Source organism: Mycobacterium sp. P2_H7, assembly GCF_056403275.1.
Genome location: NZ_JBFUFU010000002.1, coordinates 95636 through 121688 on the forward strand (window position 1 = coordinate 95636; position 26053 = coordinate 121688).

The 26053-nt window shown below is 68.4% G+C and carries 23 protein-coding genes; 4 read left to right on the plus strand and 19 right to left on the minus strand.

The window, feature by feature from the left end; translation table 11 throughout:
• Nucleotides 1-81 precede the first annotated feature (81 nt).
• The 3 genes from meaB to mutA all read right to left on the minus strand — a co-directional run bounded on the left by meaB (nt 82) and on the right by mutA (nt 5299).
• Nucleotides 82-1068: a methylmalonyl Co-A mutase-associated GTPase MeaB gene (gene meaB, locus AC1DY7_RS02310; RefSeq protein ID WP_477492040.1), complete on the minus strand. Its 987-nt coding sequence runs from the start codon at nt 1066-1068 to the stop codon at nt 82-84.
• Between the two features lie 143 nt (nt 1069-1211).
• A complete protein-coding gene (gene scpA, locus AC1DY7_RS02315; RefSeq protein WP_477492041.1) occupies nt 1212-3461 on the minus strand; it encodes a methylmalonyl-CoA mutase in 2250 nt (749 codons plus the stop codon).
• Between the two features lie 2 nt (nt 3462-3463).
• Nucleotides 3464-5299: a methylmalonyl-CoA mutase small subunit gene (gene mutA, locus AC1DY7_RS02320; RefSeq protein ID WP_477492042.1), complete on the minus strand. Its 1836-nt coding sequence runs from the start codon at nt 5297-5299 to the stop codon at nt 3464-3466.
• A 200-nt stretch (nt 5300-5499) separates the two neighbouring features.
• On the opposite strand from mutA, the gene AC1DY7_RS02325 reads away from it, so the two are divergent.
• The gene (locus AC1DY7_RS02325) at nt 5500-6210 is read left to right on the plus strand and encodes a TVP38/TMEM64 family protein (protein ID WP_477492043.1); all 711 of its coding nucleotides are present in this window, start codon (nt 5500-5502) and stop codon (nt 6208-6210) included.
• Here AC1DY7_RS02325 and AC1DY7_RS02330 read toward each other — a convergent pair.
• From AC1DY7_RS02330 to AC1DY7_RS02340, 3 genes are all read right to left on the minus strand, one after another.
• On the minus strand, nt 6207-7556 hold the full coding sequence (locus AC1DY7_RS02330) for a hypothetical protein (RefSeq protein ID WP_477492044.1): 1350 nt from the start codon (nt 7554-7556) through the stop codon (nt 6207-6209). The two genes, AC1DY7_RS02325 and AC1DY7_RS02330, sit on opposite strands and share 4 nt — an antisense overlap.
• 211 nt (nt 7557-7767) lie before the next feature.
• Complete coding sequence (locus tag AC1DY7_RS02335; protein ID WP_477492045.1) at nt 7768-8991, minus strand: SPFH domain-containing protein; 1224 nt, start codon at nt 8989-8991, stop codon at nt 7768-7770.
• Nucleotides 8992-9009: 18 nt separating this feature from the next.
• Nucleotides 9010-9441, minus strand: a complete 432-nt coding sequence (locus AC1DY7_RS02340) for an NfeD family protein (RefSeq protein ID WP_477492046.1) — start codon at nt 9439-9441, stop codon at nt 9010-9012.
• Nucleotides 9442-9520: 79 nt separating this feature from the next.
• Between AC1DY7_RS02340 and AC1DY7_RS02345 the strand changes: the two genes are divergently transcribed.
• On the plus strand, nt 9521-10369 hold the full coding sequence (locus AC1DY7_RS02345; RefSeq protein ID WP_477492047.1) for a hypothetical protein: 849 nt from the start codon (nt 9521-9523) through the stop codon (nt 10367-10369).
• Between the two features lie 3 nt (nt 10370-10372).
• Here AC1DY7_RS02345 and AC1DY7_RS02350 read toward each other — a convergent pair whose 3' ends face one another.
• The 9 genes from AC1DY7_RS02350 to AC1DY7_RS02390 form a co-directional block, all read right to left on the minus strand.
• The gene (locus AC1DY7_RS02350; protein ID WP_477492048.1) at nt 10373-11377 is read right to left on the minus strand and encodes a ferrochelatase; all 1005 of its coding nucleotides are present in this window, start codon (nt 11375-11377) and stop codon (nt 10373-10375) included.
• A complete protein-coding gene (inhA, locus tag AC1DY7_RS02355; RefSeq protein WP_477492049.1) occupies nt 11377-12186 on the minus strand; it encodes an NADH-dependent enoyl-ACP reductase InhA in 810 nt (269 codons plus the stop codon). The genes AC1DY7_RS02350 and inhA overlap by 1 nt, the downstream gene beginning before the upstream one ends.
• Before the next feature lie 37 nt (nt 12187-12223).
• Nucleotides 12224-12961 carry a 3-oxoacyl-ACP reductase FabG1 gene (gene fabG1 / locus AC1DY7_RS02360; RefSeq protein WP_477492050.1) on the minus strand — a complete coding sequence of 246 codons (738 nt, stop codon included), beginning with the start codon at nt 12959-12961 and terminating at the stop codon, nt 12224-12226.
• Between the two features lie 44 nt (nt 12962-13005).
• Nucleotides 13006-14013 (minus strand): VWA domain-containing protein, encoded by a 1008-nt coding sequence (locus AC1DY7_RS02365; protein ID WP_477492051.1) that lies wholly within the window; start codon nt 14011-14013, stop codon nt 13006-13008.
• A gap of 27 nt (nt 14014-14040) precedes the next feature.
• A complete protein-coding gene (locus AC1DY7_RS02370) occupies nt 14041-14988 on the minus strand; it encodes a DUF58 domain-containing protein (RefSeq protein WP_477492052.1) in 948 nt (315 codons plus the stop codon).
• Nucleotides 14985-16133, minus strand: coding sequence for a chaperone MoxR1 (gene moxR1 / locus AC1DY7_RS02375; RefSeq protein ID WP_477492053.1), 1149 nt, complete (start codon nt 16131-16133; stop codon nt 14985-14987). Before moxR1 ends, AC1DY7_RS02370 begins: the two co-directional genes overlap by 4 nt.
• A gap of 160 nt (nt 16134-16293) precedes the next feature.
• Nucleotides 16294-17004, minus strand: a complete 711-nt coding sequence (gene ripB / locus AC1DY7_RS02380; RefSeq protein ID WP_477492054.1) for an NlpC/P60 family peptidoglycan endopeptidase RipB — start codon at nt 17002-17004, stop codon at nt 16294-16296.
• A gap of 15 nt (nt 17005-17019) precedes the next feature.
• Nucleotides 17020-18438 carry an NlpC/P60 family peptidoglycan endopeptidase RipA gene (gene ripA / locus AC1DY7_RS02385; protein ID WP_477492055.1) on the minus strand — a complete coding sequence of 473 codons (1419 nt, stop codon included), beginning with the start codon at nt 18436-18438 and terminating at the stop codon, nt 17020-17022.
• 257 nt (nt 18439-18695) lie between these two features.
• Nucleotides 18696-19259, minus strand: a complete 564-nt coding sequence (locus AC1DY7_RS02390; protein ID WP_477492056.1) for an Rv1476 family membrane protein — start codon at nt 19257-19259, stop codon at nt 18696-18698.
• A 162-nt stretch (nt 19260-19421) separates the two neighbouring features.
• Between AC1DY7_RS02390 and AC1DY7_RS02395 the strand changes: the two genes are divergently transcribed.
• Both AC1DY7_RS02395 and AC1DY7_RS02400 read left to right on the plus strand, forming a co-directional pair.
• Nucleotides 19422-22250 carry an aconitate hydratase gene (locus tag AC1DY7_RS02395; protein ID WP_477492057.1) on the plus strand — a complete coding sequence of 943 codons (2829 nt, stop codon included), beginning with the start codon at nt 19422-19424 and terminating at the stop codon, nt 22248-22250.
• Between the two features lie 11 nt (nt 22251-22261).
• The gene (locus tag AC1DY7_RS02400; RefSeq protein WP_477492058.1) at nt 22262-22828 is read left to right on the plus strand and encodes a TetR/AcrR family transcriptional regulator; all 567 of its coding nucleotides are present in this window, start codon (nt 22262-22264) and stop codon (nt 22826-22828) included.
• Nucleotides 22829-22833: 5 nt separating this feature from the next.
• On the opposite strand, the gene AC1DY7_RS02405 is transcribed toward AC1DY7_RS02400, so the two are convergent.
• The 4 genes from AC1DY7_RS02405 to trxA form a co-directional block, all read right to left on the minus strand.
• Nucleotides 22834-23025, minus strand: a complete 192-nt coding sequence (locus AC1DY7_RS02405) for a helix-turn-helix domain-containing protein (RefSeq protein ID WP_477492059.1) — start codon at nt 23023-23025, stop codon at nt 22834-22836.
• A gap of 96 nt (nt 23026-23121) precedes the next feature.
• The gene (locus tag AC1DY7_RS02410; RefSeq protein ID WP_477492060.1) at nt 23122-24750 is read right to left on the minus strand and encodes an ABC-F family ATP-binding cassette domain-containing protein; all 1629 of its coding nucleotides are present in this window, start codon (nt 24748-24750) and stop codon (nt 23122-23124) included.
• Between the two features lie 21 nt (nt 24751-24771).
• On the minus strand, nt 24772-25611 hold the full coding sequence (locus AC1DY7_RS02415; protein WP_477492061.1) for an enoyl-CoA hydratase: 840 nt from the start codon (nt 25609-25611) through the stop codon (nt 24772-24774).
• 56 nt (nt 25612-25667) lie between these two features.
• Nucleotides 25668-26015, minus strand: a complete 348-nt coding sequence (trxA, locus tag AC1DY7_RS02420; protein ID WP_477492062.1) for a thioredoxin — start codon at nt 26013-26015, stop codon at nt 25668-25670.
• Nucleotides 26016-26053: the final 38 nt, after the last annotated feature.

A 26053-nucleotide genomic window follows, 5' to 3' on the forward strand; every position in this document is an offset into this window, starting at 1 on the left:
CTCAGACATTCACCAGCGGTCGGAGTGTATACCCGCAGCGGCCGGTGGCGCCGTCCGAGAAGCCTTGTCGGCGAACCACGATCAGCCTTGCGGTCCGTCGGCGGCATCCAGGATCTCCTGCGCCGCCAATGCCGGGGTCAGTTCTCCCTCGCGCACCCGGCGCTCGACCTCGGCGCGCGATTCGCGGACCGCGGGGTGCGAGAGCACCCTGTCCAGCACGGCGTCGCGCACCATCGCCCAGGTCCAGTCGACCTGCTGCGCGCGCCGGCGCGCCTCGAACTCCCCCACTTCGGTGAGCACCCGCCGATGCTTTTCGACGGTGTCCCACAACTGCACCAGACCGTCGCCCGTCAACGCACTCATCGTGAGAACTGGCGGCCGCCAGAGTGTTTCGCGCGGATAGATCAGACGCAGGGCTGCGGTGAGTTCGCGCGCGGCCGCCTTGGCCTCCACCGCGTGCTTCCCGTCGGCCTTGTTCACCACCACGACGTCCGCCAACTCCAGGACGCCCTTCTTGATGCCCTGGAGCTGATCGCCGGTGCGGGCCAGGGTGAGGAACACGAAGGTGTCGACCATGTCGGCCACCGTCACCTCGGACTGCCCGACCCCGACCGTCTCGACCAGGATCACGTCGAAGCCGGCCGCTTCGAGCAGCACGATGGTCTCCCTGGTGGCCCTGGCCACGCCACCGAGCGTGCCGGAGGTCGGCGACGGCCGGATGTAGGCGTCGGGGTGCACGGCCAGCCGGGCCATCCGCGTCTTGTCACCGAGGATGGATCCCCCGGTCCGGGTGGAGGACGGGTCGACGGCCAGCACGGCGACCCGGTGGCCCCGCTCGATGAGGTGCATCCCGAGCGCCTCGATGGTGGTCGACTTCCCCACCCCCGGAACGCCGGTGATACCGACGTGCAGCGCCTTGCCCGCCTCGGGCATGAGTTCCAGCAGCAGCTGCTGGGCGCGGGTCCGGTGATCGGCCCTGGTCGACTCGACCAGGGTGATGGCCCGCGCGAGCGCGGCGCGCTCGCCGTTGCGGATCGCCGCGGCGAGACTCTCGACGGTCTGTGTCATATCCCGGGTCGCTCCGCTCCTGCCCGCCGTGTCATATCCCGGGTCGCTCCGCTCCTGCCCGCCGTGTCATATCCCGGGTCGCTCCGCTCCTGCCCGCCGTGTCAAATCCCGGGTCGCTCCGCTCCTGCCCGCCGTGGCCACCACTAGCTCAGCTGATATCCCAACCGCTCGGCGAGCTTGCCGAGCAGACCGATCGCCGCATCGGCGATGACGGTGCCGGGCGGGAAGATCGCCGTCGCGCCCGCGGCGTACAGCTCGTCGAAGTCGCCGGGCGGGATGACGCCACCCACCACGACCATGATGTCGGGCCGCCCCACCGACGCCAGTGCGTCGCGCAGCGCGGGCACCAGCGTCAGGTGACCGGCGGCCAGCGAGGACACCCCGACGACGTGCACGTCGTTGTCGGCGGCCTGCTGGGCGACCTCCTCCGGGGTGGAGAACAGCGAGCCGACGTCCACGTCGAAGCCGATGTCGGCGAACGCAGTGGCGATCACCTTCTGGCCGCGGTCGTGACCGTCCTGGCCCATCTTGGCGACCAGGATGCGCGGCCGGCGGCCGTCGGCCTCGGCGAACTTCTGCACCAATTCCGTTGCCGTACCCACGTTCTGAGCCTTCCCCACCTCATCGCGGTACACCCCGGCGATGGTCCGGATCTCGGCCTGGTGGCGGCCGTACACCTGCTCCAGCGCGTCGGAGATCTCGCCGAGGGTCGCCTTGGCACGCGCCGCGTCGATGGCCAGCGCCAGCAGGTTGTTGCCCAGCCCGTCCTCGCCGGCACTCTCATGCACACCGGCCGCACGGGTCAGCTCCGCCAGCGCGGCCTGCGTGACGGACTCGTCGCGCTCGGCACGCAGGGCGGCCAGCTTCGCCAGCTGCTCGGCCCGCACCCGGGAATTCTCGACCTTGAGGACCTCGATCTCCTGGTCCTCGTCCACCTGGTACTTGTTCACCCCGATCAGCGGCTGGGCACCGGAGTCGATCCGCGCCTGCGTGCGGGCGGCGGCCTCCTCGATGCGCAGTTTCGGGATGCCTTCGGCGATCGCCTGCGCCATGCCACCGTGCTCGGCGACCTCGGCGATGTGCGCGCGGGCCTTCTCGGCGAGCTGATGGGTGAGCCACTCTACGTAGTAGGAGCCGCCCCATGGGTCGATCGGCCGGGTGGTGCCGGACTCCTGCTGCAGCAGCAGCTGGGTGTTGCGGGCGATGCGGGCGGAGAAGTCGGTCGGCAGTGCCAGCGCCTCGTCGAGGGCGTTGGTGTGCAGCGACTGGGTGTGGCCCTGGGTCGCGGCCATCGCCTCGATACAGGTGCGCGCCACGTTGTTGAACGGATCCTGGGCGGTCAGCGACCACCCCGAGGTCTGCGAATGGGTGCGCAGGGAAAGCGATTTGGAGCTCTTCGGCTCGAACTGTGCGACCAGCTCACTCCACAGCAGCCGGCCCGCACGCAGCTTGGCGACCTCCATGAAGAAGTTCATCCCGATGCCCCAGAAGAACGACAACCGCGGCGCGAACTTGTCGATGTCCAGCCCGGCGTCGAGGCCGGCCTTGATGTATTCGACGCCGTCGGCCAGCGTGTACGCCAGCTCCAGATCGGCTGTCGCACCGGCCTCCTGGATGTGATAACCCGAAATCGAGATGGAGTTGTACTTCGGCATCTTGACGCTGGTGTAGCCGAAGATGTCGGAGATGATCCGCATCGAGGGCTTGGGCGGATAGATGTAGGTGTTGCGGACCATGAACTCTTTGAGGATGTCGTTCTGGATGGTGCCGGCCAGCTTCTCCGGCGGCACGCCCTGTTCCTCGGCCGCGGCCACATACAGCGCCAGAATCGGCAGCACCGCACCGTTCATGGTCATCGACACCGACACGCTGCCCAGGTCGATCCCGTCGAAAAGCTGGCGCATGTCCAGGATCGAGTCGATGGCCACACCCGCCATCCCGACGTCGCCGGCCACCCGGGGGTGGTCGGAGTCGTAACCACGGTGGGTGGCCAGGTCGAAGGCCACCGACAGGCCTTTCTGACCGGCAGCCAGGTTGCGGCGGTAGAACGAGTTGGACTCGGCGGCGGTGGAGAACCCGGCGTACTGCCGGATGGTCCACGGCTGGTTCACGTACATGGTCGGGTACGGGCCGCGGATGAACGGCGGGTCACCCGGGAAGCTGTCCAGCGGGTAGCCCTGAGCGACGGCGTCGTCACGGTCTGCGGCGGTGTACACCGGCTTGACCTCGATGCCTTCCGGGGTGACCCAGTCGAGCTGCTCGGGCGTGTATCCGTGCGCGGTGGCAGCGGCCGCGGTCAGGTCGGTGACGGCGTCCGAGGTCGGCGCGACCGGGGTCGTCTCCCCCTGCAACGGGACGTCGGCGAAACTCTGGATTCGTGTCGATACGGTCATGACTAGGCCCCCAATCGGGTCAGCAGGTTCGAAAGCGCTTCGACCGCATCGATTTTCGCAGTCAGGTAGTCGTCCGGCTTCGACGCCGCCTCGGCGACCGCCTTCTCCGGTCCGGCCAGATAGACGTGCGCCAGACCGGCCGCCCGCGCGGCCGCGACCACCTCGGCGGCGTCGCTGCCGTAGCGCGCGTCGGTACCGCAGATCACTGCCGCGGTCCGGCCACCGGCCACCGCGGCGACACCGGCGGCGTCCACGGTGCCGGGGTTGACCGCCTCGATGCCGCCTGAGGCCAGCAGGTTGGCGGCGAAGGAGGTGCGGATGTTGTGCTCGGCGAGCGGGCCCAGCGGAAGCAACAGCACCTGCGGCCGCGCGCCGTTGGCACGCAGATAGGCGTCCGAGCGGTCCCGTAGCGCCTCGAAGCCTGCGGCGTAGCGTGCCACCCCGGGGGCCGAATCATGCTCGGCGAGTGCGGCTTCGGCCAGATTCGGGAATTCGTTGACACCGGTGAGCGCCTTGCGGCGGTGCGCGATGTCGTCGGCCCGGCGGTCGCGGATCTCGGCGATGCGACCGGTCAGATGGTCCTGGGCGGCAGCGAATCCGCCCAGGCTCTCCAGCTCCTGGAAATGCGCCCAGGTCTGGTCGGCCAGGCTGGCGGTGAGGTCCTCGACGAACCACGATCCCCCGCTGGGGTCGAGCACCCGGCCCAGGTGGGACTCCTCCAGGAGCAGCAGCTGGGTGTTGCGGGCCATCCGGCGCGAGAAGCTGGTCGCGGTGCCGGCCAGGCCGCCGGGGATCGCGGAGTCGAAGGTCTGCACCAGTACCGTGTCTGCGCCGCCGACACCGGCCGCGAACGCGGCGACGGTGGTGCGCAGCATGTTCGTCCACGGGTCGCGCTGCGACATCATCGGCGAGGACGTGACGGCGTGGACGGTTGCCGCGCCGCCCTCCGGCGCCCCGACGACCTCGGCCACCCGGGCCCACAGCGTGCGCGCGGCGCGCAGTTTGGCGATGGTGAGGAACTGGTCGTCGTCCGCCGCGAAGCGGAAGCTGATCTGCGCGACGGCCTCAGCCGTCGGTAAGCCGGCCTCGGTGAGGATGCGCAGGTAACCGACACCGGCCGCGACGGCACCGGCCAGCTCCCAGGACGCGCTGGCGCCCAGGTTGTGCAGGGCGACCCCGTCGACGGTGACGGAGCGGACTCCCCCGCGGTATCCGGCGGCCTTGCCCGCCGCGGCGGTGACCTCGTCGATCGTGGCGGACGGGGCGCCGGTGAGAGCCGCGGTCAGCGGATCCCCGCTGAAGTCGATCGACAGCCGGGCGCGCTGCTCGTCGTCGAAGCCGCCGATCAGGGCCAGCACCGCGTCGGCCGCCGCCGCATAGTCGGTGCCGGCGTCGAGCACCACCGGAACCAGGTCCAGGAACACGCCCTCGAGCAGACGGTCCAATTCCGCCGCGGCCACCCCATCGGTTCCGCCGACCCGCAGCTGCAGCGCGCTCACGCCCTCGGTCAGGGCGCCCAGCACGGCGCCGTTGCCCTCGGCTACCTCGGACTGCCCGGGCAGTGGGAACGTCTCGGCGACCTTCCAGCCGGCCTGGACGTCGCGCAGCGCGTCCCCGCCCCGGGTGAACGGCCACTGCCCCGGCAGGGGGGCCTCGGCATGCCCGTCCAGCGCCGTGTAGAGCGGCCGCACGGGGAAACCCTCGTAGGTCGGTGAGTCGAGCAGACGTTCGGGCTCGGCGGGCAGATCCGCAGGGTCGCGGCGGCTGCTCTTCGCCAGCACGCCGGCCACTCCGGAACGCCAGCGCTCGCGATCCGATTCAATGACGCTCGAGGACACTCGCGGCTCCTGGGTGATCGCGGCTTGGGAGACAAAGCTCGGGGTTGAGCCCTGTCTGACCTAGTTAGACTAGCCAGCTGTGACTGGACCCCTGTCCACTGAGGCTAAATGATCGGTATCACGGCAGCGTACGGCGGGCAAAGGCTACTGGGCGGTAGCGTTTTTCCCGCCACCCACATCGGCCCGTAGTCTTGGCGGACGTGAAGCCCGTCGGCAGTACGTTGCGCACGGTCTGGACCGCGGTGACGTCGACCGCGACGCAGCTACCCCGCCGCCGGGTGATCGCCATCTCGGTGGTCAGTGTGATTCTCGTCGCATTCGCGCTTCTGGTGCCGTTGCCGAGCGCCGTCCAGCTGCGCGACTGGGCCACCTCGCTCGGCCCGTGGTTCCCGCTGGCATTCTTCGCCGCCCATGTGGTGGTGACGATCTTCCCGTTCCCGCGTACCGCATTCACCCTCGCGGCGGGTCTGCTCTTCGGCCCCTGGGTGGGCGTGCCCATCGCCGTCGTGGCAAGCGCACTGAGCGCGGTGCTGGCCCTGATCCTGGTGCGCGCGGCGGGCTGGCAGCTGAGCCGGCTGGTCCGGCATCCCCGGGTGGACACCCTGGACGCGCGGCTGCGTGAGCGTGGCTGGGTGTCGGTGCTGTCGATGCGCATGATCCCGGCCGTGCCATTCTCGGTGTTGAACTATGCCGCCGGCGCCTCGGCCGTCCGGGTGGTGCCGTACACGTTGGCCACCATCGTCGGGCTGACGCCGGGCACCGCCGCGATCGTCATCCTCGGTGATGCCCTCACCGGGAACATCAGCCCACTGCTGTTCCTGGTGTCACTGTGCACGGCAAGCGTGGGTATCGGCGGCCTGATCTATGAGATCCGGGCGCACCGGCGACATCACGAGACGCAGCAGAACTAGGCCGCGCGGTCCATCGACGAGACGGCCCGCAGAGACACGACGGCAGGCGCGGCGGTACGCGCACTGCTGCGGGGGTGCGCGGCCCGGGTGTGCAGCGCGATGAACGAACCGGAACGCACGACTCCGAGCGGTCCGGGACCCGCGAACCGCGAGATCCCCGACGCCTGCAACACGAAGTTCGCCTTGGCCTGGCGGTAGCCGATGCGTACGCCGAGCACGCTGAGCACCAGCAGACCGCCGACCCCCGGCAGGGCGAGCGCGGCCAGCGCCGCGATCGACACCGGCACCAGTATCTTGCTGACGGCCCGTTCCAGCACCGAGGCCGTCGAACCGGCCGAACTGGCGCCGTGCAGGGACAGCGGCGCGGTGCGCGTCAGTTCCTGACCGAGGCCCACGGACGTGGTCCCCGCGAAGACGGGCGGCACGGTGACCGGGCCCGCGACGACGGCGGTGTCCGCGGGGGCCGGCGCCAGCAGCACGGGCAGCAGGTCGATGGGCGACACCGTCGCCGGTGCGGTGGCCGGGTGCAGCGGTGCGCCGCCGGTGACCGTGGCGACCGGCGGCGTCGTTGCCGCCGGGAAACCCAGCAGGGTCGAGAGGTCACCCGGGATCTCGCTGATGGTGGTGACCGAGATCCCCACCGATATCAGCATCGACTGCACCGTCGCCAGCACGTCACCGATCGGATCCTTCGACGTCGGCAGTGCGGCGAGCAGGGCGGGCAGCGCATCCACCGCGTCCTTCACCGAATTGGCCGCGGAATGGACGGAACCGGCCACCGAGGCGGCCAGCGGGGACAACGGCGGCGGGCCGAGCTTGATGGTCGCCGCGGGCGACGGCGGCGTCGGACCGGCGGGCGAAGCGGGCGTGGTGTCCTCGGTCGCGGCGAGCGTGGTCGCGGTACCGCCGGCGACTGTTGGGTCCGGCGACGTGGGCTCCGCAACTGGACTGTCCGCTTCAGGGGCGGCCTCGGACGTCGACGTGTTCGCCGTCTTGCCTTCGGGTTCGCTGGACTTCTGCTGTGTGCGCGGCTTCGGGAAAATCGTCACCTTCGGCGGCAGATGAAGGGTGCCGGATCCGTTCAGGGCTCCAGTGAAGTCCCGGACCGTGGTCCGCAACCTGTCTTGCAGGACGCCAGCAATAACGGCCCCCGGCCGCGCATTCTTGATGGTCGACGTGGGCCCACCGGCCGCTGCGCCCGCCGGCGACGGATTGGCGTTTGCGCTGGACTGCGACGGTGAATCGCCGCCCTCGCTGCCGGTATCGGCCGCGGCGACGGCCGCGCAATTGAGGAAAAGGGTCGCCGAAACTGCACATACGCCCACCGCACCGCGCACACGCGTCATGACATCGCCCCTCGCCACCCCTGTTTCACCGGTCACCGAATACCGGCCACCGTCACGTGGCGGGCGTTCAGCTACCCCAAGATATGTCACTGTGGAAAAATTATCGACGCGTTCAGCAACATCTCGCCGAATCCACATTTATCGGGTGGTCTGTCCGTGACCGACCCGACACCGGCAGACGGCCCGCAGCCGCGGGCCGCGGCACCGGTAGCTACGCGCGATGTGTCCCGCCGGGGAACTGTCCCGGCAGTTGCTGTGTCGGTCCGTCGAAGGTGGGGGCCGGCGGGCTGGGCGGCAGGGAGACCGGGGGTGCCGCACTGCCCAGCGGCGGGGTGGTCGACCGTGCTTCCGCCTCGGCCCGTGCGACGGCCTGCGCGATGGCCGGATCGGTCTGCGTGTCGAACCAGGTGGCCACTTCCGCGGAGTCGTCTTCGGGTTTGGGCAGGTTCTCCTCGACCGGCGACGGCGTGTACCGGAACACCCCGTCGCTTCCCGGCGCGCCCAGCATCTTGGTGAATCCCTCCAGCGCAGAACCGAAGTCGCTGGGCACCAACCACACCTTGTTGGCCTCGCCCTTGGCCATCTCGGGCAGCGTCTGCAGGTATTGGTAGGCCAGCATCTCCGGCGTGGGCCGGCCCGCCTTGATCGCGGCGAACGTCTTCTCGATGGCCTTGGCCTCGCCCTGAGCCTTCAGGTAGGCGGCCGCTCGTTCACCCTGCGCGCGCAGCATGCGGGATTGCCGGTCCGCCTCGGCGGCCAGGATCGCGGCCTGTTTGGCACCTTCGGCGGACAGGATCTGGGCTTGCTTCTGACCCTCGGCCGCTTTGATCGCCGCTTCCCGGCTACCTTCCGCCATCAGGATCATCGCGCGCTTCTCCCGGTCGGCGCGCATCTGCTTCTCCATCGACTCCTGGATGGACGGGGGCGGGTCGATGCTGCGCAGCTCGACCCGGGCCACCCGCAGACCCCACCGTCCGGTGGCCTCGTCGAGCACGCCGCGCAGCTGTCCGTTGATGGAGTCGCGGGACGTCAGCGTCTGCTCCAGCGTCATGCCGCCGACGACGTTGCGCAGCGTGGTGGTGGTCAGCTGCTCGACACCGACGATGTAGTTGCTGATCTGGTAGACCGCGGCCTGCGGATTGGTCACCTGGAAGTACACGACGGTGTCGATGTTCACCGTCAGGTTGTCCTCGGTGATCACCGGTTGCGGCGGGAAGGACACCACCCGCTCACGCAGATCCACCCGGGCCCGGATCTTGTCGACGAACGGCAGCAGCAGGGTCAGCTGGCCGGACACCGTCTTGCTGTAGCGGCCCAGCCGCTCGATGACGGCGGCCTCGGCCTGCGGGATCAGCGCGACCGACTTGGCGACGACGATGATGGCGAACAGGACCAGCACGGCCAACAGCACTATGCCTGCGACTGCACCTTCCATGGTGGGTTCCTTCCCCGGTCAGATGGTCTTGTAGACGACGGCGGTGGCACCGTCGATCCGGATGACCGTCACGTGGTCGCCGGGTTCGAACACATCGTTGTCGTTGAGGGGCCTTGCCGTCCAGACCTCTCCGTCGAGCTTGACCTGTCCGCCGTGGCGGGCCACCGTGTCGAGCACCAGCGCGCTCTTGCCTTCCAGCGCCCTGGCGGGTTCCGGCAGCCCCGTGCCCGCGGTGAACCGGCGTCGCAGCGCAGGCCGCACCAGCACCACCAGGAGCACCGACACGACGAGGAACACCGCACCGTCGGCCCAGATGGGCCAGTCGAAGAGAAAGCTGGTGCCCGTGGCGGCCAGCGCGCCGCCGCTGAGCATCAGCAAGAAGAAGTCACCCGTCAACGCTTCCGCACCGGCAAGGGCCAGTGCCGCGACCAGCCAGATCAAAGCGGGCATACAGGAAAGACTAGCGTTTCCCGACGCGTGCGCGGGCAATCAGGCCGTAAGTGTCACCAGCAATTACACTGCGAGCATCATGTGGTGCCCGAGTGCTTCTCTGTCGGTGTGGGTGAACTCCTGGCTCGCGGGGGTCGCCGCGCCAGACGATGTCCTGGACGCGTTATCGCAATGGGCGCCAAAGCATTCGGTGACCGCCTATGACTCGGTGGCCGCCGGTTGCACGGGACTGCCCTGGCCCGACCTGTTCCATTCGGGCACCATGTCGTTGCTGCAGACGATGCGCACCGCGGCGGGCCCGCCGGTCGGCAGCCCCGCGCTGACGCTCGTGCTTCCCGTTCCCGGAGATGTGCGCGGCCTGCCCGCGGGCACGCAGTTCCAGCGGGATGCCGTCACCGTCGGCGAGGCGATCATCATCGGTCACGATCCGGCCAGCGCGGTCGGGTTGGTGCCCGAGTTCGATTACGAGGACCTCGACGATCCCGACTTCGAACCGGATCCGATTTCCCTTGCGTGGACGGTGTACTCGGTGCCGGTCGCGGGTGTCGTGGAGCACCTGGATCTCGGCGAGGCCGAGTTCACCCTGCGCTCCGCGGTCCGCTCGGCCGCCGATGCGCTCGGGGCGCTGCGCGCCGGGGCCAGCGCCGCCGACGTGGACGATCCGCGGGGCATGGTGGAGCAGTTGCTGGAGGCCACCCGACTGCACCGGGCGCCGGAGCATGCGCCCGAGCGGGCTATCCGGGTGCTGGAGAACGCCGCCCATGTGGACGCCATCATCACCGTCAGTTCGGGCCTGATGCCGATCGGGTTGCAGAGTTCCTCGGCGATGCAGATCGCCAGCGACACGCTGCGGCCGCTGTCCTCGGTGGTGCGCTCGGCCCGGCTCGCGGCCGTGAGCAGCATCCTGCATTCGGCCTGGCAGCGCTGACGGTCAGAGATCCCGCGGACAGGTCAGCGCACACGGCGCGCCGTTCAGGCTGAAGCCGTGCCCGGGCGCCGGGTTCGACCCGACGACGCGCGCCGGTTCCCGCCCGTCCCGCAGTTCGGCCATCAGTTCGGCGGCCAGTCTCGCGTAGCGCGGATCGGCGTTGGGCGTGCCGGCGCGGGTCAGTTCGACACCCAACTCCTCGGCGACGTCCCGCAATTCGCTGTCCAGATCCCAGACCACCTCGATGTGGTCGGCGACGAATCCGATGGGGCACACCGTGACGGCGGTGATCCCGTTTCCTGCCAGCGTCCGGACATGGTCGGCCACATCGGGTTCCAGCCAGGGCACCTGCGGCGGACCGGACCGCGACTGCCAGACCAGGTCATAGTCCGCCACCCCCGCCGCGGCCGCCACCAGCTGCGCGGCATAGGCCACCTGCCTGCTGTACAGGTTGGGGCCGTAACGCTCATCGGCGGCGATCGGGATCGAGTGGGCGGTGAACACCAGCCGCGCTCCGGGTGTCGCGGAACGCAGTGCGGCGCAGACGTATTCGGCATACATCTCGACCATCAGCGGGTGGTCGAAATACTGGCGCAGCTTCACCAGTTCGGGGGCGCCGTCGGCCGCCGCGGCGCGCCCCCTGGCGATGTCCTCGACGTACTGACGGCAGCTGGAGTAGCCACCCCAGGCCGACGTCGTGAACACCGCGGCGCGCCGGATCCCGTCGTCGCGCATCGCGATGACGGTGTCCTCGACGAACGGCTCCCAGTTGCGGTTGCCGAAATAGACCGGCAGCCCGGGCAATTGGAGGCGCAGTTGCTCGATCAACGCGCGGTTGATGCCGTTGATCGGGGACACTCCCCCGAAATGCAGGTAGTGCTCGGCCACCTCGTCGAGCCGGTGGGCCGGGATGTTGCGCCCCCGAGTCACGTTCTCCAGGAACGGCCGCACCTGCTCGGGTCCTTCGGGGCCTCCGAAGGAAAGAAGCAGCAGCGCATCAAATTCCACTAGAGCAGCTGGGTGCTGGCGCCGCCGTCGGCGTAGATGATGCTGCCCGTGGTGGCAGGCAACCAGTCCGACAGCAGGGCGCACACGGTCTTGGCGACCGGAGTCGGGTCCTTCATGTTCCAGCCGACCGGGGCACGCTGATCCCAGCCCTCTTCGAGCAGGCGCATCTGATCGCCCGCCTCGGCACCCAGCGCGCCGCCCACGATGGCGCTCATCGCCAGGGTCCGGATGGGCCCGGCCGCAACAAGGTTGGAGCGCACGCCGAACGGCCCTGCTTCGCGGGCCACGAATCGGTTGACCGACTCCAGCGCGCTCTTGGCGACCGTCATCCAGTTGTAGGCCGGCATCGCCCGGGTGGGGTCGAAGTCCATGCCCACGATGCTGCCGCCGGAGTTGAGCACCGGCAGCGTCGCCTTGGCCAGCGATGCGTACGAGTACGCGGAGATGTGGATGCCCTTGGCGACATCGTCGTAGGGCGCGTCGAAGAACGGATTGATGCCCATGCCGGTCTGGGGCATGAAGCCGATGGAGTGCACCACGCCGTCGAGCTTGTTGCCCGCGCCGATGACCTCGGTGACGCGGCCGGCCAGCGAGTCCAGGTGCTCGGGGTTCTGCACGTCGAGTTCCAGCAGCGGCGCCGGGTTGGGCAACCGGTCGGCGATGCGCTGGATCAGCTTGAGCCGGTCGAATCCGGTCAGCACCAGTTCGGCCCCGGCCTCCTGCGCCTGCTTGGCGATGTGGAACGCGATCGAGCTGTCGGTGATGATCCCCGTGACGAGGATGCGCTTGCCCTCGAGAATGCCTGTCATGTGAAAGTCCTTACTGTCGAAGCGAATTCGAGAAGATCTAGTGGCCCATACCCATGCCGCCGTCGACCGGGATGACCGCACCGGCGATGTAACGGGCATCCTCGGACGCCAGGAAGCTGACCGCACCGGCCACGTCCTCGGCGGTGCCGACTCGCTTGGCCGGGATGAAATCCAGTGCGCCCGCCTGGATCCGCTCGTCCAGCGCGCGGGTCATCTCGGTGTCGATGTAGCCGGGCGCGACGACGTTGGCCGTGACGCCGGCCTTGGACAGCTCCCGCGAGATGGAACGGGCCATGCCGATCAGACCGGCTTTGGCCGCCGCGTAGTTGGCCTGGTTGCCGATGCCCCACATACCCGAGACCGATCCGATGTAGATGATCCGGCCGAAACGCTTGCGCTGCATGCTGCGCGAGGCCCGCTGGGTCACCCGGAACGCACCGGTGAGGTTGGCGTTGATGACCTCGGTGAACCGCTCCTCGGTCATCCGCATCAGGAACGCGTCCTTGGAGATGCCGGCATTGGACACCAGCACCTCGACGGGGCCCTGGTGCTCCTCGACCTCGGTGAAGGCACGGTCGACGGCGTCGTTGTCGGTCACGTCGCACTCGACGCCGAACAGGCCCTCGGGCGCGCCGGATCCGCGATGGGTGACCGCAACCCGGTGGCCGTCCTCGGCCAGGCGCTGCGCGATAGCCAGGCCGATACCCCGGTTTCCACCGGTGACGAGCACGGAACGGGAGACGAAGTCCGGCCGGTGGGTGGCACTCTCAGTCATGACCGCAAACCTATCGCCTCGTCCGTTGTTCGCCGAAATCGCCCTCAGCCCGGCAGCCTGCGGTTGATCAGCAGGGCGCCCAGCGCGGACAGCGCCAGAATCAGCGCGCCCAGGCGCAACCAGCCCATGCTCGCGTCACCCTTGATGGTCTCGTAGCCGATCTGCTGCTGCAGTGAGGTGAACACCGCCTTGAGCTGCTCCAGGCTGGACGCGGTGAACGCCTCTCCCCCGGACAGGTCGGCGATCTTCTTGAGCATCTCGTCGTCGACAGGCACCGGCTGGCGCTGGTCGTTGATCTCGACGTAGCCGTACGGGGTACCGAACGACACCGTGGAGATCGGCACGCCCTGGTCCTTGGCGGTGCGGGCGGCGGTGTAGGCGCCCTTCGGGTTGTCCGGGTTGGACGGCACCGTCTCCTTGCCATCGGACATCAGCACGACGCGCGCGGGCGGCGGCTCGTCACCGCCGCCGATGACGGCGCCGACGGTGGCGATGGCCTGCAACGCGGTGAAGATGCCCTCACCGGTGGCGGTGCGGTCGGCCAGCTGCAGTTTGTCGATGCCCTGCTTGGTGGCGTCGCGGTTGGTGGTCGGCGAGACCAGCACGGTCGCGGTGCCCGCGTAGGCGATCAGGCCCAGGTTGATGCCCGGCGTCAGCTGATCGGCGAACTGTTTGGCCGCCTCCTGCGCGGCGACCAGCCGGCTGGGCGCGACGTCGGTGGCCCGCATCGACTGCGACACGTCGATCACCAGCATGACGACCGCCCGGTTGCGCGGGATCCGGACGTCGTGGGTGGGCCCGGCCATGGCGACTGTGAACAGCAACAGCGACGTCACCAGCAGGATGGCGGGCAGGTGGCGCCAGCGGGTGGGCTGTTTGGGCGCCACCTTCTCCAGCAGTTCCATGTTGGCGAAGCGCAGGATGCGCTTCTGCCGGGCCCGCTGGACCACGATGTACAGCCCGACCAGGCCCGCGATCACCAGCAGGAACAGGAAGAACCACTTGTGTTCGAAACCTCGCAGCGACATCGGTCCGAGCAGCGGTAAATTCATGTGCGGCTTGTCATTTCCGTTCGTTGTCTAGCGGGCGGCCAGGGCACCGCGTCGGCGGCTGGCCACGAACCGGACCACATCGGCGATCCAGTCCCGGTCGGTTCGCAGGGTCAGCAGGGGCGCGTCGCAACGGCGCAAGGTGCGGGCCACCTCGGCGCGGTGGGCCGCCGCGGCCGCGGCGAAGTCGTCGCGCAGCTTGGCGTCGATGGTGAATTCCCGCGTCACACCGGTCTCGGTGTCCTGCAGGATCACATCTCCGATATCGGGCAACTCGACGTCGCGGGGATCGATGACCTCGATGCCCAGCACCTCGTGCCGTCCCGCGATGGCCCGCAACGGCCGCATCCAGTCGATCGGACCGAGGAAGTCGCTGATGATGACCACCATGCCGCGCCGGCGTTCCGGGCGGCGCAGCGCGTCGATGGTGGCGGCCAGGTCACCGCGTACCCCGGGCGGGGCCTGAGGAGTGGTCGCGATGGCCCGCAACAGCTCCTGCTCGTGCAGCCGCCCTGACAGTGCCGGGACCCGCCGCAACGTGTCGCCGTTGGAGATCAGGGCACCCAGCCGGTTGCCGCCACCGCTGTTGAGGAACGCGATCGCCGCGGCCGCGGCCACGGCCAGGTCGCGCTTCTCACAGCCCGCGGTGCCGAAGTCCAGGCTGGCCGACACGTCGACCACCAGCCAGGTCTCCAGCTCGCGGTCGGCGATCATCTGCCGGACGTGTGGATGGGTGGTGCGGGCGGTCACCGACCAGTCCATCCGGCGCACGTCGTCGCCGGGCTGGTACATCCGCGACTCACCGGCTTCCGATCCGGGACCGGGGATCAGCCCGAGGTGATCCCCGTGCAGCACCCCGTCGAGCTTCCGGCGCACCGTGAGCTCGAGTTTGCGCAGCGCGGCCGACAGCTGCGGGTCGCGGATCTCACCGCGCCGCAGCGACGGCAGATCGACGGTGCGGCCGSACGACTCGCTCACCGACCGCTGGCCGCCGCCGCGGCAGGGACCCCGGGAGGCGCCGAATGACCTTGCTGGGGAAGGGCATTCACCTGGGGCAGCCCGACGGTCTGCAGGATGCGGTTGACGACGGTCTCCGCGGAGACCTCGTCGGCCAGCGCGTCATAGGTGAGCACCAGGCGGTGGCGCAGCACATCCGGGATGACCTCGACGACGTCCTGCGGGACGACATAGTCTCGGCCCCGGACCAGCGCCAGCGCGCGGGAGGCGGAGATGATGCCCAGCGAGGCGCGCGGCGAGGCGCCGTAGGCGATCCACGCCGCGGCGTCGGGCATGCCGAACTTCTCCGGCTCACGCGTCGCGGTGACGACGCGCACGACGTAGTCGACCAGCGCGTGGTGCACGAAGTTGTTGGCCGCCACCTCCTGCAGGCGCAGCAGGTCACCGGTGTCGAGGATCTGCTTGGGCTCCGGGGGCTTCACACCCATCCGGTAGATGATCTCGCGCTCTTCCTCCGGCGACGGGTAGTCGACGTTGAGCTTGAACAGGAAGCGGTCCCGCTGCGCCTCGGGCAGCTGGTAGACGCCCTCCTGCTCGATCGGGTTCTGGGTGGCCATCACCAGGAACGGGCTGGGCAGCGGGAAGGTCTTGCCGCCGACGGAGATCTTGCGCTCGGCCATCACCTCGAGCAGGGCCGACTGCACCTTGGCGGGGGCGCGGTTGATCTCGTCGGCCAGCAGGAAGTTCACGACGACGGGGCCGAGTTCGATGTCGAACTCTTCCTTGCCCTGCCGGTAGATGCGGGTACCGACGATGTCGGTGGGCACCAGGTCGGGGGTGAACTGGATGCGCGCGAACGTGCCGCCGACCACCTTGGCGAACGTCTCCACGGCCAGCGTCTTGGCGACGCCGGGCACGCCTTCGAGCAGCACGTGGCCCTTGGCCAGCAGCCCGACGAGCATGCGCTCGACCAGCTGATCCTGTCCGACGATGATGCGCTTGACCTCGAAGATCGCGCGCTCAAGGGTGTGGATGTCGTTCTGCAGCCCCGGGTTGCCCGAGGGGCCTGCGGAAGGCTGCATCTGCGCTCCGGGCGGGTAGCCCTGCGTCGGGGCCGGGCCTGGATAGCCTCCGGCGCCCTGCGGCGGCCCACTCGGTGACGTCATCTAGCTTCCTCCCACAGTCGGTGTATTGCTGGTTAACCCTGGTCTACCAGGGCGCCCGCGCGGTGCGGCGACACGCCCGCCGTCAACTATTCCAGGCACTTGTAAATCCGTCGACGTCCCGGGTGCCCTGCTCAGGCTGTCCTCAGGTTGCGCGGCGGGTTCAGGATTCGATGACCCGCACCAGGTGCGGTGACATTCCCGCCATCCGGACCGGGCTCACGGTCACCCTCTCGGCGCTGCCGGAGGCTTCCAGCATCTTTCCGCCGCCCAGGTAGATGGTGACGTGCTGGCTGCCGCCGGGGCCGTAGAAGATCAGGTCGCCGCGCTTGGCCTGCGACGGGGCGATGGGCCTGCCGGAGTTGTACTGGTCGCCGGAATACTTGGGGATCTGCACCCCGACGCCGGCGAAGGCGTAGCGGGTGAATCCCGAGCAGTCGAAGCCCATCTTCCCGGCGTCGTAGTCCACGCCCGGGCCGGGGCCGGTCAGGGTGCCACCACCCCACGAGTAGGGCACGCCCATCTGGGACCCGCCGCGCCGGATGACGTACTCGATGGCCGCCGGTCCGCGGACCCGTCCCCCGGGCAGGGCCGCCGCGGATTTGGGGGCCAGCCCGATGGTCTGCAGGAATTGCTGCCCCAGACTCGACGTGGTCTCCAGCGCGATCTTGCTCACCTGGAAGCCGGCGTTGGCCATCGCCACCGGATCGCCGGGTGCGCCGGAGCTGGTGATCTTGGGCAGGGTCGGGTCCCACTGCCCGTCATCGGGTGCGGCGGCCGCCGGCGCCAGGGAGCCGGCCGCCAGCGCCACCCCGGTGAGAACCGAGGCGACGGTCAGCTTGAGCCCAAAAGCTTTGCTGCGCTTGAAGAACACTGAAATCCCTACGATTTAATACTCGATGTAGCGGATGACGTACGGTGTCATGCCGCCGGTGCGCACCGGGGAAACCTTCACGTTCGAGCCGGTGTAGGGGGCTTCGAGCATCTGCCCGTTGCCGAGGTAGAGGGTGACGTGCTGACTGCCGCCCGGTCCGTAGAAGATGACGTCGCCGCGACGCATCTCCGACGACGGGATCTTGCGGCCCATGTCGTACTGCGAGCCCGAGTAGTGGGGCAACTTGATGCCCACCCCGGCGAACGCGTACAGGATCAGTCCCGAGCAGTCGAAACCGACCGTGCCTGCGCCGGAGTCGATTCCCCGGCCGGGACCCGATGCGGTGCCACCGCCCCAGGAGTAGGGCACACCCATCTGCGACATGGCGCGCTTGATCACGTACTCCGAGGCTTGCCGGCCGTACACCCGCGGGATGCCGCCGTTGTTGGTGTAGCCGCTCGGGGTGGGGATGAGGCCCAGCTTCTGCAAGAAGGTACGGCCCATCTTGGCCGTCATCTGGGCCGAGGAGTTCATGATCCCGAGCACCGCGTTGATGACCTGGATGGGATCGCCGCTGACGAACGCACTGGGCACCATGGGCAGCGTGGTGTCCCACTGGCTGGTGTTCGCGGGCGCGGCGGCCTTGCCGGGCACCCGATCCCAGTCGCCCGCCGCGGGCGCCACCGGACCGGGTGCGCCGGCGGCCGGTGCGGGTGCGGGTGCGGCCGGTGCCGACTGCGGCCGGGCCTGCGCCAGTTTCGCCTGTGCCGCAGCACGTTCGGCGGACAGTTTGTCCAGTTCCTGCTGTTGGCTTCCGAAGGTCTGCTGGGCCTGGGTCAGGCTCGCGACCGCGGCGTCCTGACTGGACTGCGCGTCGGCGGCGGCCTTGTCTGCGGCGTCCTTCGCCATGCGCGCGGCCGACTCGTGGTTGACCTGCTCGGTGCGGGCCCGCTGCAGATCCGTCATCACCTGCTGAGAGCCGACGGTCAGCGCCTGACCGGCGGCCGCGGTGCGCAGTGCCTCGACGGGATCGGCGGCGGTCAGGTAGGAGGCGGACGGCCCGTTGACATAGGTGGCCGCGGCGAAGGTGTCGAATCGCTTCTGCGCGTCGGCGATCTGCGCGTCCGCATCGGTGACGTCGCGCCGGCTGGCGTCCAGCGTCTGCTGCGCGACGGTGACGTTGTCCCGCGCGTTCTGGACGTCGACGAGGGCCTTGTTGACGCTCTCCTGCTGGGTCTGCACGGCCGCACCGAGATCCTGCAGCTTCTGGTCGGCGTCGGCCACCGCTGCCACCAGTGCGGCGACTCCTTCGGGTCCGGGCTCGGCACCGGCGATGGCCCCGTGGGGCATGGTTCCGGCCAGCAGGACGCCGAAGGTCAGGGGAACCGCGCACACTCGCCCGCACAGCCGGGAGGCGCCAAGGGTGCGTCTCATTGGACTGCGTCTCATTGGACCGGTCTCCTAGGGCTCGACGCGAACGTCACGGCACATCAGACAGTGCTCTGAAGTCGCCCCGGTGGTATCGACCGTGACATCAATTGTCACATCAATCACAGCTGCAACAACAGGCACTGTTTGCACCGTACGTCACAGCTCGCTCTAAAGAAACTTTAGTCACAAATTACATGAATGTAATTGAAACCACCGTGACCGAACGGTGATATTCGAATTCACCGACGTCAAAGGCGCCATTACTTCGGCGCGTCGACGGCATTCTCTCCAGCAACGCCTCGTCGGCCACGAACATGCAGGATACGAACGCCGACTGCGGCCACAGCTACCCCTAGCACGAGCACGATGGTAAACGGCGTCCAGGGAAAGTCGGGCGTCGACAACTGCGTAACGAAATTCTTCGAAGATTGGACGGCATTGCCTGTTTTCGCCAGATCTTGACCGGCTTCCAAGGTCACGCGGTCATAAACGGGGCTGTAGGTACCGGCGAACCCGGGACTGATCGCCAGCACCGTCGATCCCGGGTGGGCCTTGCCGACCTGGGTCGCGATATCGCGCAGCGGCGTGTCGATCGGCGGACTGGTCGGCAGCACCACCAGCTTGAGGTCGATGCCCTTGCCCTTGGCGTCGGCGACCACCTGTGCCAGCGCGGCGGGATCGGCCGAGGCGGGAGCGCTGACGCCGTCGCCCGCGACATCGGTGAGCACCTGCGCCATGCACGCATCGACCGGCGTCGACGGATCGAGGCCGACGGTCGCACACACGTCGGGCGGGATATACGCAGGCACGAACTCGATCGTCACACGCGGAGACGGTACGCGAAATTCACCCAACCGACTGGCAGCACGCGCACGAGAGGACAAGACTGGAATGACCCCTGGGGCAAATCCCAGGACAAGCGTACTGTTAGGATTATCGGCGCCGTCGACACAGCCCGTCGCGGCGATGACTAGCCGGGAGTTGATGTGAGCAGCGAAAATACGGCCAATTCGTCCTTGAACTCATTCGGGGCCCGAGACACCCTCACCGTCGGGGACAACAGTTACGAGATCTACCGCCTCGACGCGGTACCCGGCACCGAGAAACTTCCCTACAGCCTCAAGGTCCTGACCGAGAACCTGTTGCGCACCGAGGACGGCGCCAACATCACCAAAGACCACATCGAGGCCATCGCGAACTGGGATCCGTCCGCCGACCCGAGCGTCGAGATCCAGTTCACCCCCGCCCGCGTGGTCATGCAGGACTTCACCGGCGTGCCGTGCATCGTCGACCTGACCACCATGCGTGAGGCCGTCGCCGCTCTCGGCGGCGACCCGGACAAGGTCAACCCGCTCTCCCCCGCCGAGATGGTCATCGACCACTCGGTGATCCTCGACGTGTTCGGCAATGCCGGTGCCTTCGAGCGCAACGTCGAACTGGAATACGAGCGCAACGGCGAGCGCTACCAGTTCCTGCGCTGGGGCCAGGGCGCCTTCGACGACTTCAAGGTCGTCCCGCCCGGCACCGGCATCGTGCACCAGGTCAACATCGAATACTTGGCCCCCACCGTCATGGTGCGCAACGGCAAGGCTTACCCGGACACCTGCGTGGGTACCGACAGCCACACCACGATGGTCAACGGCCTGGGCGTGCTGGGCTGGGGCGTCGGCGGTATCGAGGCCGAGGCGGCCATGCTGGGCCAGCCCGTCTCGATGCTCATCCCCCGCGTCGTCGGCTTCAAGCTGAGCGGCGAGATCAAGCCCGGCGTGACCGCCACCGACGTGGTGCTGACCGCCACCGACATGCTGCGCAAGCACGGCGTCGTCGGCAAGTTCGTCGAGTTCTACGGCGAGGGCGTGGCCGAGGTGCCGCTGGCCAACCGCGCCACCCTGGGCAATATGAGCCCCGAATTCGGCTCCACCGCAGCGATTTTCCCGATCGACGAAGAGACCATCAACTACCTGCGGCTCACCGGTCGCAGCGAAGAGCAGCTGGCATTGGTCGAGGCCTACGCCAAGACGCAGGGCATGTGGCACAACCCGGACAAAGAGCCGGTCTTCTCCGAGTACATCGAGCTGGACCTGTCCACCGTGGTGCCCTCGATCTCCGGCCCCAAGCGCCCGCAGGACCGCATCGAGCTCACCGACGCGAAGAACGCCTTCCGCAAGGACATCCACAACTACGTCGAAGAGAATCACCCGACTCCGGAGACCAAGCTGGACGAGGCTGTCGAAGAATCCTTCCCGGCCAGCGACTCGGTCTCGCTGTCCTTCGCCGACGACGGCGCGGTCGATGCCCGTCCGTCGGCCGCCAACGGCGCCGAGGGCCGGCCGTCCAAGCCGGTGACCGTCCGGTCCGCCGAGCGCGGCGACTTCGTGCTCGACCACGGCGCGGTGGTGGTCGCGGGCATCACGTCCTGCACCAACACCTCCAACCCGTCGGTGATGCTGGGCGCAGCGCTGCTGGCCAAGAAGGCGGTCGAGAAGGGGCTGACGTCCAAGCCCTGGGTGAAGACCAACATGGCCCCCGGTTCGCAGGTGGTCACCGACTACTACAACAAGGCCGGGCTCTGGCCGTACCTGGAGAAGCTCGGCTACTTCCTGGGCGGCTACGGCTGCACCACGTGCATCGGCAACACCGGGCCGCTGCCCGACGAGATCTCCAAGGCGATCAACGACAACGATCTCTCGGTGACCGCGGTGCTCTCCGGCAACCGCAACTTCGAGGGCCGCATCTCCCCCGACGTGAAGATGAACTACCTGGCCTCGCCGCCGTTGGTCATCGCCTACGGCATCGCAGGCACCATGGACTTCGACTTCGAGACCGACCCCCTCGGTCAGGATCACGAGGGCAATGACGTCTTCCTCAAAGACATCTGGCCGTCCGCCGCCGAGATCGAGGAGACCATCGCGTCCTCGATCAACCGGCAGATGTTCACCGACTCCTACGCCGATGTCTTCAAGGGTGACGAGCGCTGGCGTTCGCTGCCGACACCGGAGGGCAACACCTTCGCATGGGACGAGAACTCCACCTATGTCCGCAAGGCCCCGTACTTCGACGGCATGCCCGCCGACCCGGTGCCGGTGAAGGACATCACCGGAGCCAGAGTCCTTGCCCTGCTGGGCGATTCGGTTACCACCGACCACATCAGCCCGGCCGGCGCGATCAAGCCGGGCACCCCGGCGGCGCAGTACCTGGACGCGCACGGCGTGGAGCGCAAGGACTACAACTCGCTGGGGTCGCGGCGCGGCAACCACGAGGTGATGATCCGCGGCACCTTCGCCAACATCCGGCTCAAGAACCAGCTGCTCGATGATGTCTCCGGTGGCTACACCCGCGACTTCACCCAGGAGGGTGGCCCGCAGGCGTTCATCTACGACGCGTCGGTGAACTACCAGGCCGCCGGTATCCCGCTGGTGGTGCTGGGCGGTAAGGAGTACGGCTCGGGTTCCTCGCGTGACTGGGCGGCCAAGGGCACCACGCTGCTGGGCGTCCGCGCGGTGATCACCGAGTCCTTCGAGCGCATCCACCGGTCGAACCTGATCGGGATGGGCGTCATCCCGCTGCAGTTCCCCGTCGGCGAATCGGCGGCGAGCCTCAAGCTCGACGGCACCGAGACCTTCGACATCTCCGGTATCACCGCGCTCAACGAGGGCAGGACGCCGAAGACCGTGAAGGTGACTGCCACCAAGACCGACGGTTCCACCGTGGAGTTCGACGCGGTGGTCCGCATCGACACCCCCGGCGAGGCCGACTACTACCGCAACGGCGGCATCCTGCAGTACGTGCTGCGCAACATGCTGAAGTCCGGCTAGCGGACACTTCGATGCCGAAGGTCACCGACGATCATCTGACGGCACGCCGGCGCCAGATCCTCGACGGTGCCCGGCGCTGCTTTGCGGAATACGGGTACGAGAAGGCGACCGTGCGGCGGCTCGAACACACCATCGGGCTGTCGCGCGGCGCCATCTTCCACCACTTCCGCGACAAGGACACCTTGTTCTTCGAGCTGGCCCGTGAGGACGCCGAGCGGATGGCCGACGTCGCCTCCCGCGAGGGCCTCATCCAGGTGATGCGCGACATGATCGCGGCACCCGAGCAGTTCGACTGGCTGGCCACGCGCCTGGAGATCGCGCGCAAGTTGCGTAACGACCCGGCCTTCCATGCCGGTTGGGTGGAGCGCTCCGCGGAGTTGTCGGCCGCGACCAGCGAACGGCTGCGACAGCAGAAGAAGGCCGGCCGGCTGCGTGACGACGTGCCCGGCTCGGTGGTGCAGAACTATCTGGATCTGGTGCTCGACGGGCTGGTGGCCCGGCTCGCATCCGGCGACACCACCGAAAACCTCAGCGCGGTACTGGACCTCGTCGAGGAATCGGTGCGCCAGCCGGGCTGAGCGACTCAGCCCATCGCGCGCCGGTGGTTCGGCCCGCCACGGCTGCGCATGGTGGTGCCGGACTCACGCAGCATGCTGTGCACGGATCCGTACGAGCGGCCGGTGATCGCCACCAACGAGCGGATGCTCGCTCCCCGTTCGTAGGCTGTGCGCAGGTCGGTCAGGACCTTGTCTCGGGACTGGCTGCTTTCGTTCATCAGACGTCTCCCCACTTCTGCGAATGCATCCCGCGGGTACACAGCCTAAGAAGCAGTCAAACCTGATGTGTGAATATTCGGCAAAGTGCCGCAATATCAGGCGAGTTCGATCAGGTCCCGGTACTCGGCCGACCAGAAGTCCTCGGTGCCGTCCGGCAGCAGCACGACGCGTTGGGGGTCCAGCGCCTCGGCGGCACCCGGGTCGTGGGTGACCAGCACCACCGCGCCCTGATAACTGCGCAGCGCGTCGAGCACCTGCTCGCGGGAGGCGGGGTCGAGGTTGTTGGTGGGCTCGTCGAGCAGCAGCACGTTGGCCGTGGAGGCGACCAGACCGGCCAGCGCCAGGCGCGTCTTCTCACCACCGGACAGGGTGCCCGCCGGCTGTTCGAGCTGAGGCCCGGTGAACATGAAGGCGCCCAACAGACCTCGCAGGTCCTGCTCCCCGGTGTCCGGGGCGGCGTGCCGGATGTTCTCCCAGACCGTCGCGTCGTTCTCCAGGGTGTCGTGTTCCTGGGCGAAGTAGCCGATCTTGAGACCGTGGCCCGGTTCCAGTCCGCCCGCGTCGGCCGCCTCGGTACCGGCCAGCAAACGCAGCAGCGTGGTCTTGCCTGCGCCGTTGAGCCCGAGCACCACGACGCGGGAACCACGGTCGATGGCCAGGTCGACACCGGTGAAGATCTCCAGCGAACCGTAGGTCTTGGTCAGCCCCTTGGCCACCAGGGGTGTCTTGCCGCACGGTGCGGGGGTGGGGAATTTGATCCGGGCCACCTTGTCGGCCACCCGCTCGGCATCGAGTTCGGAGATCATCCGCTCGGCGCGACGCAACATGTTCTGCGCGGCAACGGCTTTGGTGGCCTTGGCCCCCATCTTCGCGGCCTGCACCCGCAGGGCGCCGGCCTTCTTCTCGGCGTTGGCACGTTCCCGGCGGCGACGCTGTTCGTCGGTGGCGCGCGCATCGAGGTACTTCTGCCAGCCCATGTTGTAGACGTCGGCCTCGCCGCGGACGGCGTCCAGGAACCAGACCCGGTTCACCACGTCACCGAGCAGTTCCACATCGTGGCTGATGACGACCAGACCGCCGTTGTGGTTCTGCAGGAAGCTGCGCAGCCAGCCGATCGAGTCGGCGTCCAGGTGGTTGGTGGGCTCGTCGAGCAGCAGGGTGGTGGCCGACCCCGACCCCGTGTCGCTGGCGGCGAACAGGATGCGCGCCAGTTCGACCCGGCGGCGCTGGCCACCGGAGAGGGTGCGCAGCGGCTGGGTCAGCACCCGATCGGGTAGGCCCAGGCTGGCGCAGATCCGGCCCGCTTCGCTCTCGGCGGCGTAGCCGCCCAGGGCGGCGAAGCGTTCCTCCAGCTGCCCGTAGCGTTGCACGGCCTTGTCCATGGCGGCTTCGTCGGCCACCTCGGCCATCAGTGTCTGCTGCTTCTCCAGATCCGAGAGCAGGGTGTCCAGCCCGCGGGCCGAGAGCACCCGGTCGCGCGCCAGCACATCGAGGTCGCCCTCGCGGGGATCCTGCGGCAGGTAACCGACGTCGCCGGTGGACTCGACCTTGCCGGCATAGGGCTCACCCTCGCCGGCGAGGATGCGCATGGTGGTGGTCTTGCCGGCGCCGTTGCGCCCCACCAGACCGATGCGGTCCCCCGGCTGGATGCGCAGCGCCGGGCCTTCGATGGCCAGCAGTGTGCGCGCCCCGGCGCGGACCTCCAGGTCCGTTGCGGTGATCACGCACTTACCTCCTCGATGGCTCTATCTGTCGTCGGTGAAGACTTTGTCGTCCGTAAAAACCGGGGCTCGGTTCTCGGCGCGCGCGGCGACCGCTTCCTCGAAGTTGGCGGTGAGCAGGCGCACGTACAGCTGGCCCAGCCCTTCGGCCTGCATATGCCCCTCGAGGCTGCCGGCGTCCAGTCCACTCCACAGCGTTCGCTTGGTCAACTCGGTTCCGGGCCGGGAAAACGCCGCGATGCGCTGGGCAATGCCGTAGCAGTATGCCAGCAATTCATCCTCGGCCACCACTTGCGAAACCAGGCCTATCCGTTCGGCCTCGGCGGCGTCGACGTCGCGCCCCGTGAGCATGATGTCGAACGCGCGGGACGAGCCGATGGCCCGCGGCAGCAGATAGGACAGTCCGAGCTCGCTGGCGGTCAGACCGTTGTTGATGCCGGCCGCCCGGAAGTACGCCCCGGTGGCCGCAACCCGGATATCGCAGGCCAGGGCCAGGCACAGGCCCCCTCCGATCGCGGCACCGTTGACCGCGGCGATCACCGGCTGGTGCAGCCGGCGCAGCGCCAGGATCACCTCGTCGAGCACTTCCATGGACCGCAACGCGAACGACGGGCGGGTCAGGCCCGCCACATGCGGCACCGACCCGGCCGACTTGTGATCGGCCCCCGAGGAGAATCCGCGACCCGCCCCCGTGAGCACGATCACCCGGACGTCGTTGTCGACGCGCAACTCGTCGAGCACGCCCCCCAGCGGCACCATCACGTCGAACGCCATCGAGTTCATCCGCTCGGGGCGATTCAGGGTGACCAATGCCACGCCGGGCAGCGGTCGATCGACGAGGACGAACTCGCTCTGCTCAGTCACACGTGCACGCTAGCGCGTGCTCCGCTCAGGACTGCTGGCTGACGGCCTCGGCAGGGCTATTGCGACGCTATGGCCGCGTCGACGTCGAACTCCTTGATCTTGGTGATCAGCTCGTCGAGCTGCGCGGGGCCCAAGGCTCCGGACTGCCGGAACACCTGATGGCCCTTCTTGAACGCCAACAGCGTCGGGATGGCCTGGATCTCGGCGGCCTGGGCCAGCTCGGGCTCGGCCTCGGTGTCGACCTTGGCGTGCACCACGTCGGGATGCTTGTCGGCGGAGGCGCCGTACGTCGGGGCGAAGGCCCGGCACGGACCGCACCACGACGCCCAGAAATCGACGATGACGATCTCGTTGTCGTCGAGGATGCCCTTGAATTCGGCTGCGGTGATGTCTTGTGTACCCACGTTTGTCCTAACGTTTTCCCGATCCTGGTTGTTCCACA

Excerpts from the sequence above, each read along its gene's own strand:
- fabG1 (WP_477492050.1), bottom strand. The coding sequence starts at position 12,961 with ATGACTGAGAGTGCCACCCACCGGCCGGACTTCGTCTCCCGTTCCGTG.
- AC1DY7_RS02345 (WP_477492047.1), top strand. The coding sequence starts at position 9,521 with ATGTGGTGCCCGAGTGCTTCTCTGTCGGTGTGGGTGAACTCCTGGCTC.
- AC1DY7_RS02400 (WP_477492058.1), top strand. The coding sequence starts at position 22,262 with ATGCCGAAGGTCACCGACGATCATCTGACGGCACGCCGGCGCCAGATC.
- AC1DY7_RS02335 (WP_477492045.1), bottom strand. The coding sequence starts at position 8,991 with ATGGAAGGTGCAGTCGCAGGCATAGTGCTGTTGGCCGTGCTGGTCCTG.
- meaB (WP_477492040.1), bottom strand. The coding sequence starts at position 1,068 with ATGACACAGACCGTCGAGAGTCTCGCCGCGGCGATCCGCAACGGCGAG.
- scpA (WP_477492041.1), bottom strand. The coding sequence starts at position 3,461 with ATGACCGTATCGACACGAATCCAGAGTTTCGCCGACGTCCCGTTGCAG.
- AC1DY7_RS02340 (WP_477492046.1), bottom strand. The coding sequence starts at position 9,441 with ATGCCCGCTTTGATCTGGCTGGTCGCGGCACTGGCCCTTGCCGGTGCG.
- ripA (WP_477492055.1), bottom strand. The coding sequence starts at position 18,438 with ATGAGACGCACCCTTGGCGCCTCCCGGCTGTGCGGGCGAGTGTGCGCG.
- AC1DY7_RS02365 (WP_477492051.1), bottom strand. The coding sequence starts at position 14,013 with ATGAATTTACCGCTGCTCGGACCGATGTCGCTGCGAGGTTTCGAACAC.
- AC1DY7_RS02405 (WP_477492059.1), bottom strand. The coding sequence starts at position 23,025 with ATGAACGAAAGCAGCCAGTCCCGAGACAAGGTCCTGACCGACCTGCGC.
- inhA (WP_477492049.1), bottom strand. The coding sequence starts at position 12,186 with ATGACAGGCATTCTCGAGGGCAAGCGCATCCTCGTCACGGGGATCATC.
- moxR1 (WP_477492053.1), bottom strand. The coding sequence starts at position 16,133 with ATGACGTCACCGAGTGGGCCGCCGCAGGGCGCCGGAGGCTATCCAGGC.
- AC1DY7_RS02330 (WP_477492044.1), bottom strand. The coding sequence starts at position 7,556 with ATGACGCGTGTGCGCGGTGCGGTGGGCGTATGTGCAGTTTCGGCGACC.